Source organism: Acidocella aminolytica 101 = DSM 11237, from assembly GCF_900129125.1.
GTDB lineage: Bacteria > Pseudomonadota > Alphaproteobacteria > Acetobacterales > Acetobacteraceae > Acidocella > Acidocella aminolytica.
Map to the genome: position 1 here is coordinate 26,981 of NZ_FQVJ01000034.1, position 12,992 is coordinate 39,972.

Here is a 12,992-nt window from a genome sequence, read left to right on the forward strand (position 1 = left end):
ACGGCGCGGGGCTTTCAAACAAAAATGGCCGGCGCATCGCGTCCGGCCATTTAAGGCATCACATCTCTACAAGGCGCGGCTTAGCCAGGCGCCGCTGCAGCTTCATTGGCGTTTCCAGCCGGGGCGCGGCTCAGCTCATGCTTCAGCGTCTCCAGATCCCCGCCGCCCGCCATGTGGAACATCAGATTCTCAAGGCTCAGCTGGGACCGTGGGGCATCCAGCTCCACCCGGCCCCGCGAGAGCACAATAAAGTGGTCGCCAACCATGTAGGCATGATGCGGGTTATGGGTAATAAAGATTACCCCCGTGCCATGCTCACGCGCCGCCCGCGCGATATAGCGCAGCACCAGGCCGGACTGCGCGACACCAAGGGCCGCCGTCGGCTCATCCAGGATCAGCACGCGCGCGCCGAAATAAATGGCGCGGGCAATCGCCACAACCTGCCTCTGCCCGCCAGAGAGCGTGCCGACCGGCTGGTTGAGATCCGCCACATTAATGCCCATGCGGCGCAGCTCGGTCTGGGCGATGTCGTACATCTCCTTCACGTTCAGCCGCTTGAAAAGGCCGGAGCCGGCGGTGAGTTCCGAGCCCAGGAAGAAATTGCGCCAGATCGGCAGCAGTGGCACCAGGGCCAGAGTCTGATACACGGCGGAAATGCCAAGATTCAGCGCCTGACGCGGGGAGGTGAACTTTACCGCCTCGCCATCCACGGCATAGGTGCCTTCATCATGCGCCCGCAGACCGGCGATGATGCTGATAAGGCTGGATTTACCGGCACCGTTATCACCTAGAACACACGTCACCTCGCCACGACGCACGCTGAGTGAAATCCCGCTCAGAGCCCGGATGTTGCCGTAGCTCTTGCCGACATCCGTCAGCTGAATAATGGGGTTGGAATGGTTTTCCATATCACTTTGCTCCGTTCGCCCGTACGCGGATCCAGGTATTAACGACAGTGGCAACAAGCAGCGTCGCGCCGACAAAGAACATGAACCAGTCTGGGTCCCAGTCGGCATAAATCACACCTTCTGTGGTCATGCCGAATATAAAGGCGCCAAAAGCCGAACCAATCGCCGAACCATACCCGCCGGTGAGCAAACACCCACCAACCACCGCAGCCGCGATGTAAAGTAACTCATTGCCAACACCCGCACCTGATTGCACCGTGTCATACTCAAACAGCATGTGCATCCCCAGGAACCAAGCGCTGAACCCAACGAACATGAACAAGGCGATCTTGGTTTTATTGACCGGCACACCCACCGCCAGCGCGCTGTCAGCCGCACCGCCCACGGCGAAGATCCAGTTGCCGTATTTCGTGCGTAGCAGGAACCAGGTAGCCGCGAGTAGAAACACAATCCAGTAAAAGATCGCGATGCTTACATGCATGTTGCCGATCGTGAACTCAGAGGCGAAAATCGCGTGGGCGGAGGCATAACCCGGAAGCTGACTGATATCCCCGGTCGCGACATTACCGGTCACGAGCTTCGTCATGGCGATGTTCAAGCCTTGCAGCATCAGGAAGGTGGACAGGGTGACAAGAAAGCTGTGCAGCTTGGTGCGGACCAGCAAAAAGCCGTTCAACCAGCCGATGCTCAGCGAAATCACAAGCCCGAAGATAATCCCAACCCAAAGATTTCCCGCCACCTGAGACGCGAACATGGAGGCTGACAGGGAGGAGGTTGTCACCGCCACACCCGCGGTAAGGTCGAACTCACCTCCAATCATCAGCAAGGAGACAGCAACGGCGGGAATGCCAATAGTCGCGGATTCATAAAGAACAGTCGAGAAAGCCGGTAGTTGCCGGAAGGGAGGCGCCACGACGAAGAACAGAATAAAAACCATGATCGCGCCGCCAAGAGCGCCGACTTCAGGACGTTTCAGAATTTTTTTCCAAAAAGCCTGTTGCACCAATTGCGGATGAACCGGACCCGCTGGCGCAGGGCTCGCTGCTGTTCGATTCGCCATGATAAAATTCGCTCCCGAGAAAATTATATTGCTGGCTGCCTATTGGCAGCCAGTCAGCTTTTTAGTGCCAGGAAAGCCCCGCTTAGCGCGTACCTTCCTTCACAAACTTGGCAATCTCATTGACATTCTGCGCAGTCACGAAAGTCGGTCCGGTCAGCACGGGGCCGCCACCACCAACAACATCGCCATTTGTCTTGTAGAGCCAGAGCAGGTCGATTGCCTCATAACCCTGCACGAAAGGCTGCTGATCCACGGCCCATTGCAACTTGCCGGACTGGATGAGACCAACAGCCTGTGGGTTCATGTCGAACGTGCCGACCTTGGCTTTGCTGTTTGCCAGCTGCACCGCCTGCACGGCGGTCGGCGCGAAGGGCGCCCCCAGCGTCACGATATAACCAACATCCGGATTCTGCTGCAGCGACGCCACCATGCGGGCCTGGGCGGAGGCCATATTATAACCGTTAACGTACAGAACAGTCAGCTTACCTTTGAAAGTGTCCTTGATACCATCACAACGCGCCTGCAACTGTACCGCACCCTGCTGCTGGTCCACGCAGATCGCGGATTGAACGCCTTCCGCATTCAGCTTATCACCCACCGCCTTGCCAGCAATTGTTTCATCCTGGCCGACAAACATCAGCATGCCGGCACTCTTCCAGTCCGACATTCCGGCATTTAAACCAACAACAGGAATCTTCGTGGCTTCAGCCTGCTTAACGGCAGGAACTTCAGCATCCGGGAACGCCAAGGTCACTGCGATACCATCAACATGCTGCTGCACCATGGTGTTGATCAACTGCGTTTCACCTGCCGCATTCGGGTTGGCTTCGTAAATCAGCTTCACATGATCTTTCTTGGCCGCAGCTTCAGCGCCTTTGCGGATAATATCCCAGAACGTATCGCCGGGCTGGGCATGGGTGATCAGGGCAAATTTATATTCAGGCTGCTTTGCGGAGGCTGCGGGAGCAGCCAGCGCCATTCCCGCCAATGCAACGCCACCTAACAAAACTTTGGTCAACTTCGCCTTGGACATTTTCATTTTTTCCCTCCCTCATCTGTCTGCACCACGCGGACATTACAATGAGTTTTGCAGAATTTATTTTTTTGCAAAAAACCACTCAAGGCACATTCCGTCAAGAAAAAACGTACGGAAAGCCAAAAACGCGCCCGAAATCCGGGAGCTGCGAATTATAAGGGCGCGGCTGGTGCTGGGGACGTATCGTAAGCGCCCCAAACAGATTGGTCGAAATTAATCACCGAGCCCGTCATCAGCCCAGATTCAGCACTGGACAGAAATGCCACGGCCCGCGCGACTTCCGCTGGGTCGATGAGGCGACCAAAAGGCTGCTGCGCCTCCGCCTCGGCTTTCCAATTGGGGTTGCCGCCATGATATTTGATCTGGATATGGTCTTCGCCATCGCTGGCCATCCAGCCAATATTCAAGGCATTGACTCTGATCCTGTTGCGCAGCACGGCGTAGGCAGTATTGCGCGTCAACGTGGCCAACGCGCCTTTGGAGGCGCAATAAGCCGCGATGAAAGACTGCCCGGCAAGGGCGGACATCGAACAGATATTCACAATCGTACCCTGTGTCCTCTCCCGGAGCATCAGCTTCAGAGCTTCCTGCATCAGGAAAAACGGCGCGCGGACATTCACCGCGAAAATCTGGTCGAACAATTCCGGCGAGGTATCCAGAATCGTCCCTCGGTCTGTGATAGCGGCCGCATTCACCAGCGCATCCACACGCCCAAAGATTTTGTCCGCCGCCGCCACCACCTCCCGACAATCCTCGACACAGCTAAGGTCAGCTGCCACGAACTTCGCCGCGACACCGGTATCCGCGACAATCTTCGTAGCCTGCGCCTCGCCTTTCTCACGGGAGCGGCCGCAGATCACCAGACCCGCCGCTCCCCGCTCAGCAAATAAATGGGCAATCGCCGCTCCAAGCCCCTGCGTGCCGCCTGTAACAACGGCGATTTTCCCCTCCAACTGGTTCATACCGCCGCTCCTTCAATTTCATAGCCGGCCGCCGTCAGCGCCTGGGTCAGTGCCTTATGGCCGATCTTGGCAAACTCCCCCGGCGGCGCCTTGGTGGGGTCTTGCTCCGCCTCAACCACAAACCAGCCTTCATAGCCGATTTCCGCCAAGCGCTTAGTCACCGGCCCAAAATCGATATCTCCATCGCCCGGCACCGTGAACGCGCCCGCCAGTACCGCATCGAGGAAGGATTGCCGCTCGCGGTCCAGCTTCGCCACCACCTTGCCACGAAGATCCTTGGTATGAACATGGTTGATTCGGCAGCCATATTTATCCAGCACGCGGAACAAATCCGCCCCAGCAAAGCGCAAATGGCCCGTATCATACAGCAACCCCACCGCCGGACCGGTATTATCCATCAGAATATCAATATCGCGCTCGGTCTCGATCGCCGTGGCCATGTGATGATGGAAAGCCAGTGGCATACCCTGCTCAGCACAATATTCGGCAAAGCGCGTTAGGCGGCGACCATAAGCTTTGATTTCATCTTCCCAAAGCCGGCGGCGCAAATTCAGCGGCGCGTTGCGGCGGTTCTGCAACGTACCAGCGGTTTCCCCATACACGATGCAAGGCGCCCCTAGTTCCCGGAACAACTTTAACTGCGCGAAAGCTTTTTCTTTCTCAGCCACCAGATCATCTGGTGCATCCAGCACCGTGCCGGAATACCAGCCAGAGCAGAGATATAACTCGTGCGATTGTAAAATCGGTTCCAGTTCAGCCGTTGTCCTCGGAAATTTCCCGCCCATCTCCACTCCGGAGAAACCCGCGGCACGGGATTCTCTCAGGCATGTCTCCAGCGGCGTATCACCGCCCAGTTCGGGCAAATCGTCATTCGTCCAGGCAATCGGCGCAATTCCAAGCTTTGCTTTCATCCGCCAGCGTCCTTAATTTCAGATTTTATTGATAAAGAAACCGGCGCTTACACGCCGACACGCTGCTTCTTACGGCCTTCCTTCTGTGCCGCGGCAGCCTCACGCACGCTTTCCCGTGCGCTGACGTCGGGCACCCCCACATCCCACCAAGCATCGCCCGGCGTCCACACAAAGGCATCAGACACGATGCTGAGCACCGTGGTGCGATCTGTTGTCTTCGCCCACTCCAGCGCCTCGCCCAGATCGCCCAGACTTTCAACATGCCGCGCGAGCGCACCCATGGATTCCGCATGTTTAACGAAATCAACCGGGAACGGTTCCTTCACCCGGCAATCCTTCAGCAAATTGTTGAAGGAGGCACCACCCTTGGCGTTCTGCAGCCGGTTAATGACAGCATAGCCACCATTGTCGCACACGATGAGGATGAATTTATGCCCGGACAGCACCGAGGCATAAATGTCGGAATTCATCATCATGTAGGTACCATCACCAATCATCACGATCGGCGTACGTGTTTCATCCGCCATCGCGGCCCCCCACCCGGCGGAAATCTCATAGCCCATGCAGGAGAAGCCGAATTCACAGTCGAACGTGTTGGGTGTCTTGACCCGCCAGTTCTTCACCACCTCACCCGGCAGCCCGCCCGCAGCGGCAATCAGCAGGTCACGCTCCCCAACGTGCTTGTTCACCACCCCCACAACCTGGGCATAGGTTGGCACGGAGTCGTTGGTCAGCTTCTGATAGCCATCCAGCAGCGTGTTCCACTTGGCAAACTCATCGCGCCCGCGCTTTGTCCAGTCCGCGTCAACTTTCCAGCCTTCCAGCGCGATTGCCAGTTCTTCCACCGTCTCACGCGCATCGCCAACCACCGCGAGAGCGCGATGCTTGGTAGCGTCCCAGCGCGCGGCATTGATGGAAATGAACTTTGCGTCCTCCGCAAAGCAGGTCCAAGAACCTGTGACAAAATCCATCAGCCGCGTGCCAATGGCCACAATCACATCCGCTTCCGCCGCCATGGCATTGGCGGATGTTGAGCCCAGAATACCAATCGGCCCCACATGCGCGGGGTGGTCATGCACCACACCGCCCTTGCCCGCGATGGTCTCGCATAGCGGAATTCCGTGCTCGGCGGCCAGCGCGGCCAGTTCCTGCTCAGCACCTGAATAACGCACACCGCCGCCGGAGATGATCAACGGCCGACTCGCCGCCTTCAACAGGCGCACAGCCTCTCCCAACTGGTCACGGTCCGGGCGAGCGCGCGGAATTTTATGCACGGTCTCGGCAAAGAAGGCTTCCGGGTAATCCCATGCCATTTCCTGCACATCCTGCGGCAGCGCGACAAAAGCAGGACCACAATCGCCGGGGTCCAACATTGTCGCCACCGCTTGCGGCAGTGAGGATATCAACTGCTCAGGATGCACAATCCGGTCCCAGTAACGGGTGACGGCCTTGAATGAGTCGTTTACATTGATGCTCGGATTGCCGAAATGCTCGACCTGCTGCATCACCGGGTCTGGGCGGCGATTCACGAACGTATCGCCCGCCAGCAGCAACACCGGCAAACGGTTGGCATGCGCCAGCCCGGCGGCGGTCACCATATTAAGGGCGCCCGGCCCAATTGAGGACGTTGCCACCATAATCTGCCGGCGGCGCTTGGCCTTGGCGAACCCTATGGCGGCCATTGCCATGGATTGCTCGTTCTGCCCGCGCCAAGTCGGCAACGTATCCTGCACGGCCTCCAGCGCCTCAGACAGGCACGTCACGTTGCCATGGCCAAAAATCGCGAAAACGCCTGGAAACAGCGGCGCGCGCTCATCATCGACGATAGTGAATTGATTGCACAGGTAACGAACCAGGGCTTGCGCCATGGTACAACGCACTGCGGTCATCGGCTTTTCTCCCTCTCGCCAGACAAAGCATGCTGGCCCCTTGCTCGGGTTGGGAAAACGTTATTGCTGAAAAAATTTTTTTGCAAGTATTTTTGCAGAAATAATTTGGCGGGGGGGATTTACCGCATCACCCCCGCTTGCCGCGCCCCTGCCCTTTCCTGTTCCGCAATTTCTCCGTAACCGTCGGAATTCGCGGCGCTTCTTCACGGTTTTGCTGCAACAGCGCCGCCACCGCCACCGCCAAGCACTGCACCAAGCATACCGGTGCGGCCAATGAACGCGAGAAGGTATATTCATCCTCCGGGATGGTAAACAGCACCGTAGCATCCTTCGCCAACGGCGAAAGCTGGCTGTCGGTCAACGCAATCACTGGCACACTGTTGCCCGCCGCGCGCTCAGTAATGGCCACAACTTCCTGCGCGTAATGCCGAAAAGAGATGGCAACCAACGTGTCACGCGGGGTTATCGTCTCTGCCATTTCCTGCGAAAGCCCGCCCGCCGGGTCCAGCAGCACCACGCGGCGGTGCAGCATGGTCAGCAGGTAACGGAACAGCGAGGCAATAGGCTCAGAGCGCAGCTGCCCGGCAATATACACTGTATCGGCCTTAGTCAGCAGCCTCGCGGCCTGAGCCAGTTCCTCCTCCGGCACTCGTTCCAGCAATTCCTGCAACGCCGCGATGTCACGCACCACCAGTGCCCGCAAATGCCCCAGATTCCCTGAGCTGGTATTGCGGGAGAGCTCCCCCTCCAGCGCCTTCACCCGCTCCCGGAACCCGGGCGCCGCCGTAGCCAGCCGTGTTTGGAACACCAGCTGCATCTCCTTGAAGCCGGAATAGCCGAACTCCTGCGCGAACCTGACTAGGCTGGAAGGGTGGGTGTCACATTTGGAGGCAATCAGACTGATCGATTCGAGCGCCACGACATTCGGGTTCTGCGTCACGTAACGTGCAATTTTCTGGAAACCCGAAGACAGGTTCGGATATTCCATGGTGATAAGGTTAACAATTCCCTCATAGTTATTGGGTAATGACTTGCCGCTTTTTATTTCGCCGCGTGCCATGGCTGCCTCTCTTTCTTCCGCCTCTTCCGCTCCCGCATTTGCCTTACTCCTGCGCATGAAATCCAGCCTGGCGCAAATCAGGACTTGCGTTTTGGAAATTTTTTTGCGAACAATGCATCAAAGCAAATATTTTTGTAGAGCCAAATACGTTTCAGGGCCAAGGTAAACCCGCCGATCCGCACAAGACCCCAACCCGTCTGACTTTCCTCCAATCCACCCAGTCCGATATGGCGATGACTGTCGGATAAAGTTAGCCCAACGTCCGGGTTATGCAAAAATATTTGCGAAGACGACGAAAGAACAATTCAGGGAAACGCTCTGATGTATGGAAATTACGGCATGTTTATCGATGATGCCCGGCGCGGCCAAGCGGAGGGACCGAGGTGATCGCCCCCGGCATGTGTGGCACCTTTGGCGACGTACCGACCACGTCCCTGGCCAAGGCTGAGGGAGCGCTGGCATCGGCCGCTCAAGGGCTGGTTACCCGGCGCAAAATCCCGACCTGGACCCGTGCGGACCTCCTGCACAACCTGGCCGACACGATGAAGCACCGCGCCGATGAAGCCGCCCGGATGATTACGCTTGAAACCTGCATGGTGGGCAGGAACAGCTTTGCTCTCGCCGTGGCGGAAGTCCCCTTCGTCTGCATCAAGGAAAGCGGCACGGGCCATGAGGGCGGCGCCGAAAGCATTTTCGATTTTCTGAATATAAAGCTCGCCCACGTTGCGTGCCTGATGGGAGGTTTCCATGATCGCCAATAAAATTCTCCGCAAATGGGCCAACAACGAACCCGTTTTAAATGGCTGGCTCTCCATCGCCTGCCCCTTCACCGCCGAGATCATGGCCGCTCAAGGCTATGATTCCGTGACCATCGACCTCCAGCACGGGCTAGTGGGATACGAGATGGCCACCGCCATGCTGCAGGCCATGCGCGCAAGCGGCATCACCCCGATGGTGCGCGTCCCTTGGCTGGACCCCGCTGCGATCATGAAGACGCTGGATGCCGGGGCTTATGGCGTCATCTGCCCGATGGTCAATAACCGCGCCGAGGCTGAGCAACTGGTCTCTTATGTCCGCTATCCACCACACGGCGTACGCAGCTTTGGCCCCACCCGCGCTAATTTTTCCGCCGGGACCGATTACGGAACCCATGCGGATCAAGAAATCATCTGCCTGGCCATGATCGAAACGGCCGAGGCCGTAGCCAATCTTGAGGAGATCCTCTCCACCCCCGGCCTGAACGGCGTCTATATCGGTCCGGCCGACCTCACGATGGGCCTCACCGGCCGCAAATACCGTACCGGATTCGACCGGGAAGAGCCGGAGATCGTCGAGGCCATCCAGTCCATTCTGCAAAAGGCTCACAGAGCTAACCTTCGCGCCTGCCTGCATAATGGCAACCCCGCTTACGCAGCCAAGGCCATCAGCTGGGGGTTCGACCTCGTCACCATCAGCAACGATGTCCGGCTGCTGGCGGATTCTGCGCGCAGCAGCGTGGAAGCCACACGCAGCCTGATCGGTGGAACGCAGCTACCTTCGGCGGACAGCTGCGCCAGCGGAGGGTACTGACATGCCGCACATCCTCATTGGCGGGCGGATTCATGAGGCGGGGCTGGACCTCATCCGCGCTACACCCGGCATAAGATTCGACATGGTGGACGACATGACCGCCCCTACCACCCTGCCACTGCTGGAAAAAACGGACGCCATTCTCGTCCGTACCCAGACACTGCCCGCCACGCTGCTTGAGCAGGCGAAGAATCTGAAAATTCTATCCCGCCATGGTGTCGGGTACGATAATGTGCCGGTGGAGGTTCTCAATCGCCGTCACATTCCCCTTTGCATTGTCGGCGACGCCAATTCCAGCGCCGTCGCGGAACATACGCTGATGCTGATGCTAGCCCTCGCCAAGCGGGTCATCGCGTATGACCGAGAAACCCGGGCCGGAAACTGGCGCTTCCGCGACAGCCAGGAAGCCACGGACCTGGACGGCAAAACCCTGCTGCTGCTGGGCTTCGGGCGCATTGGCCACGCCGTTGCCAAACGCGCCGCCGCGTTCGGCCTCAACATCGAAGTGCACGACCCCTACGCCGACCCGAATGTGGTCAGCAACACGGGCGCCACCCCCACCCCCTCATTGCACGAGGCCCTGCCGCGCGCGGATTTCCTGTCCGTGCATATTCCGCTGATCGGCAGCAAGGCACCCATCGGCGCTGAGGAACTGGCGTTGCTCAAACCCGGTGCCATCGTCATCAACACCGCCCGCGGCGGCATCATCGACGAATCCGCCCTGGCCGAGGCCCTCACGCGCGGCCATATCAGCGGCGCGGGGCTGGACGTGTTCGTAACCGAACCGCCCGCCCCCAACCATCCGCTTTTTTGTCACGACAGAGTGATCCTCACCCCACATGCCGCCGGGCTGTCCAAAGAGTGCGCGATGCGGATGGCCAGCATGGCCGCACAGAACATTCTGGACTTTTTCCAGGATAAGCTTGACCCCGCGCTGGTGGTGAACAGCGCCCACACCTCACTGGCGCCCGCCGGAAGGTAAGCTGCGCTGACCAACTAAACTGTTCGCAATTTCATTTGCAAACATTGACACATGCAATTTTATTTGCAAACCATACGTCTGCACAAATAATTCAAAACCCCTTGGGATGGAAAGGATCTTTGCCAAGCCGCCGATAGGCACATGACCGTTTGCGCGAACAAAGCGCGGCGCGGCCAGTGCTGGGCTCCAAAGATCTGATCCACCGATTAAACGGAGCAAATCATGTTACGCGTTGCAGTGCTCGGAGCCGGCCGCATTGGCCGTATTCATGCCGCTAATGCCGCCTTGAACCGTGATGCCACGCTGATCGCGGTGGCGGATCCGTTCGGGGATGGCGCCCAAAACTTGGCCGCGGAATGGGGATGTGACGCCTCGCAAGACCCTATCACCACCTTGCGGCGCTCCGACATTGATGCTGTGGTCATCGGCACCCCAACAGACACGCATGTTTCCCTGACTCTTGAAGCCGTACGCAACGGCAAAGCCGTTTTGTGCGAAAAGCCGATCGACTTGGACATCGCCAAGGTTGATGAAGCAGTCGCCGAGGTGGAGCGCATGAACGGGCGCGTGATGGTGGCGTTCAACCGCCGCTTCGACCCCTCCGCCCAGGCCATGCGCAAGAGCATGGATGCAGGCGAGATCGGCGACCTGCGCCAGGTAATCATCTCCAGCCGCGACCCCAGCCCACCGCCTCGTTCCTATCTTGAACATTCCGGCGGCATTTTCCGGGACATGACCATCCATGATTTCGACATGGCCCGCTGGCTACTGGGCGAGGAACCCGTGCAAGTCACCGCCACCGCCAGCCGCCTCATCGACCCGAGCCTTGCCGAAATTGATGATTTCGACACGGTCATGGTCAATCTTCGAACCGCATCCGGGCGTCAGTGCCACATTAATTGCTGTCGCGCGACCTCCTATGGGTACGATCAGCGCATGGAAGTGTTCGGCGCCGATGGCATGCTGCTGAACGAAAATCTCCGCGCCAGCACATTGCGCCGCTGGAGCAGCAGTTACACTGAAGCCCGTGAGCCACTGCTGGATTTTTTCTTGGAACGTTACGCCGATGCCTATCGCACGGAATTCGAACATTTCCGTGCCGCCGTTGCCAATAACGCGCCCATGCCGGTGACGATGCGTGATGGCCGTCAGGCTCTGCGCCTAGCCGATGCCGCGCTTGAATCCGCCCTGAGCGGCCGTGTTGTCGCCGTCTAAACCAAGGAGCCGCGTTATGCGCGAAATTGGAATCGGCCTTATCGGTACCGGCTTCATGGGCAAAACGCACGCCATTGGCTACCGCGCCGCGTCCGCCATTTTCCCTGGCTGCCCCGGTGCAGTTTTGCGGACTGTCAGCGACATTAACGCCCAGGCAGCGGAAGCCATGGCCACGCAATTCGGCTTTCAGAACTGGAATGCCGAATGGCGCAGTCTACTGGAAGACCCTGCCATCGACGTCATTTCCATCACCACCCCCAACATCATGCACCGCGAAATGGCCCTGGCGGCCATTGCGGCGGGCAAGCATGTGCATTGTGAAAAGCCCCTCGCCCCCAACGCCGCTGAAGCCCTGGACATGATGGCTGCGGCCGAGCAGGCTGGATGCGTGACGCAAGTGGGCTTCAACTACATCAAAAACCCGTTGCTCAAGCTGGCGCGCGACATGATCGCAGCCGGCGAGCTGGGTGACATTACCGGCTTTCGTGGCATCCACGCTGAAGATTTCATGGCCGATCCTGAAATTCCTTATAGCTGGCGGCTCGACCCCGCAGGCGGCGGCGGCGCGGTGGCGGATCTCGGCAGCCATATCATCGGCATGGCTCGCTTTCTGCTGGGCCCAATAAGCGCTGTGAACGCGGAGCTGGATACCGTCATCAAAACCCGCCCCAGCGCTCCCGGCGCCAGCAACCGGCGCGAGGTTCTAGTTGACGATATTGCCCGCCTCACCCTCCGCTTCACACGCGGTTGCGGTGGCAGCATTGAGGCCAACTGGGTTGCCAGCGGCCGCAAAATGCAGCTCGGCTTTGAACTAAACGGCACAAAGGGCAGCCTTGTTTTTACGCAGGAGCGACTGAACGAGTTGCTGCATTACCGCACGGGCGGTTCCGGCTTCACCCGGATTGAAACCGGTCCGGAACATCGGCCTTACGGCCTGTTCTGCGTCGCCCCTGGTCATCAACTCGGTTTCAATGATCTCAAAACAATTGAAATGGCCGAATTCCTGATGGCCATTGACGGCGCCACGCGGCAAGGCCCCGATTTCCGCGAAGCTTGGGAAATTCAAAAGATCATCGATACTGCCATCGCCTCATCTAAAGCAAAAAACTGGCTGAATATTCACTGATAATACCTAATAGGCATGGCCCTTCATCCAGCTACGCTTTCAGCCTCATAACCAAATAAAATCGGAGGTTTACGTTGAAATTACAGAAGCATAAAAGGCGGTCTTTCCATTTATCCCGCAGCAAGGCGGCATTTGTTGCGGCTGGCATGATGCCGCTTGTGGGCCTTGCCCCCCCGGCGCACGCGCAAAGCCTGCAGGACGCGCTGAAGCAGACCACCATCACCGGCAATGCTGGCATTTATGACTTCACCTATGCCAATCAAGCGCATACAGG

General features: G+C 58.3%; 12 protein-coding genes. 5 read left to right on the top strand and 7 right to left on the bottom strand.

Going from position 1 to position 12,992, the window contains the following annotated elements; translation table 11 throughout:
* Window positions 1-80 precede the first annotated feature (80 nt).
* From BUB54_RS15500 to BUB54_RS15530, 7 genes are all read right to left on the bottom strand, one after another.
* The gene (locus BUB54_RS15500; RefSeq protein WP_048878936.1) at window positions 81-908 is read right to left on the bottom strand and encodes an ATP-binding cassette domain-containing protein; all 828 of its coding nucleotides are present in this window, start codon (window positions 906-908) and stop codon (window positions 81-83) included.
* A gap of 1 nt (window position 909) precedes the next feature.
* Window positions 910-1,968: an ABC transporter permease gene (locus tag BUB54_RS15505; RefSeq protein WP_048878937.1), complete on the bottom strand. Its 1,059-nt coding sequence runs from the start codon at window positions 1,966-1,968 to the stop codon at window positions 910-912.
* An 82-nt stretch (window positions 1,969-2,050) separates the two neighbouring features.
* Window positions 2,051-3,007 carry a substrate-binding domain-containing protein gene (locus tag BUB54_RS15510; protein ID WP_048878938.1) on the bottom strand — a complete coding sequence of 319 codons (957 nt, stop codon included), beginning with the start codon at window positions 3,005-3,007 and terminating at the stop codon, window positions 2,051-2,053.
* Between the two features lie 149 nt (window positions 3,008-3,156).
* Window positions 3,157-3,966 (bottom strand): SDR family oxidoreductase, encoded by an 810-nt coding sequence (locus BUB54_RS15515; protein ID WP_048878939.1) that lies wholly within the window; start codon window positions 3,964-3,966, stop codon window positions 3,157-3,159.
* The gene (gene iolE, locus BUB54_RS15520; protein WP_048878940.1) at window positions 3,963-4,877 is read right to left on the bottom strand and encodes a myo-inosose-2 dehydratase; all 915 of its coding nucleotides are present in this window, start codon (window positions 4,875-4,877) and stop codon (window positions 3,963-3,965) included. Before iolE ends, BUB54_RS15515 begins: the two co-directional genes overlap by 4 nt.
* Before the next feature lie 47 nt (window positions 4,878-4,924).
* Entirely contained in the window at window positions 4,925-6,766 is a 1,842-nt protein-coding gene (gene iolD / locus BUB54_RS15525; protein ID WP_048878941.1) for a 3D-(3,5/4)-trihydroxycyclohexane-1,2-dione acylhydrolase (decyclizing), read from the bottom strand.
* Between the two features lie 127 nt (window positions 6,767-6,893).
* Window positions 6,894-7,826 (bottom strand): MurR/RpiR family transcriptional regulator, encoded by a 933-nt coding sequence (locus BUB54_RS15530; protein WP_048878942.1) that lies wholly within the window; start codon window positions 7,824-7,826, stop codon window positions 6,894-6,896.
* A gap of 383 nt (window positions 7,827-8,209) precedes the next feature.
* Here BUB54_RS15530 and BUB54_RS15535 point away from each other — a divergent pair, with 383 nt between their 5' ends.
* The 5 genes from BUB54_RS15535 (at window position 8,210) to BUB54_RS15555 (ending at window position 12,718) form a co-directional block, all read left to right on the top strand.
* Entirely contained in the window at window positions 8,210-8,587 is a 378-nt protein-coding gene (locus BUB54_RS15535; protein ID WP_139284946.1) for an aldehyde dehydrogenase family protein, read from the top strand.
* Window positions 8,574-9,395, top strand: coding sequence for an HpcH/HpaI aldolase family protein (locus BUB54_RS15540; RefSeq protein ID WP_048878944.1), 822 nt, complete (start codon window positions 8,574-8,576; stop codon window positions 9,393-9,395). The genes BUB54_RS15535 and BUB54_RS15540 overlap by 14 nt, the downstream gene beginning before the upstream one ends.
* Window position 9,396: 1 nt before the next feature.
* A complete protein-coding gene (locus tag BUB54_RS15545) occupies window positions 9,397-10,377 on the top strand; it encodes a hydroxyacid dehydrogenase (protein ID WP_048878945.1) in 981 nt (326 codons plus the stop codon).
* Window positions 10,378-10,599: 222 nt separating this feature from the next.
* On the top strand, window positions 10,600-11,592 hold the full coding sequence (gene iolG / locus BUB54_RS15550; protein WP_048878946.1) for an inositol 2-dehydrogenase: 993 nt from the start codon (window positions 10,600-10,602) through the stop codon (window positions 11,590-11,592).
* A 16-nt stretch (window positions 11,593-11,608) separates the two neighbouring features.
* Window positions 11,609-12,718 carry a Gfo/Idh/MocA family protein gene (locus BUB54_RS15555; RefSeq protein ID WP_048878947.1) on the top strand — a complete coding sequence of 370 codons (1,110 nt, stop codon included), beginning with the start codon at window positions 11,609-11,611 and terminating at the stop codon, window positions 12,716-12,718.
* The last annotated feature ends 274 nt before the right edge of the window (window positions 12,719-12,992 follow it).

Coding starts and splice junctions, on each gene's coding strand:
- BUB54_RS15510 (WP_048878938.1), bottom strand. CDS start 3,007: ATGAAAATGTCCAAGGCGAAGTTGACCAAAGTTTTGTTAGGTGGCGTT.
- BUB54_RS15555 (WP_048878947.1), top strand. CDS start 11,609: ATGCGCGAAATTGGAATCGGCCTTATCGGTACCGGCTTCATGGGCAAA.
- BUB54_RS15500 (WP_048878936.1), bottom strand. CDS start 908: ATGGAAAACCATTCCAACCCCATTATTCAGCTGACGGATGTCGGCAAG.
- BUB54_RS15505 (WP_048878937.1), bottom strand. CDS start 1,968: ATGGCGAATCGAACAGCAGCGAGCCCTGCGCCAGCGGGTCCGGTTCAT.
- BUB54_RS15530 (WP_048878942.1), bottom strand. CDS start 7,826: ATGGCACGCGGCGAAATAAAAAGCGGCAAGTCATTACCCAATAACTAT.
- BUB54_RS15515 (WP_048878939.1), bottom strand. CDS start 3,966: ATGAACCAGTTGGAGGGGAAAATCGCCGTTGTTACAGGCGGCACGCAG.
- BUB54_RS15545 (WP_048878945.1), top strand. CDS start 9,397: ATGCCGCACATCCTCATTGGCGGGCGGATTCATGAGGCGGGGCTGGAC.
- iolE (WP_048878940.1), bottom strand. CDS start 4,877: ATGAAAGCAAAGCTTGGAATTGCGCCGATTGCCTGGACGAATGACGAT.
- iolD (WP_048878941.1), bottom strand. CDS start 6,766: ATGACCGCAGTGCGTTGTACCATGGCGCAAGCCCTGGTTCGTTACCTG.
- iolG (WP_048878946.1), top strand. CDS start 10,600: ATGTTACGCGTTGCAGTGCTCGGAGCCGGCCGCATTGGCCGTATTCAT.
- BUB54_RS15540 (WP_048878944.1), top strand. CDS start 8,574: ATGATCGCCAATAAAATTCTCCGCAAATGGGCCAACAACGAACCCGTT.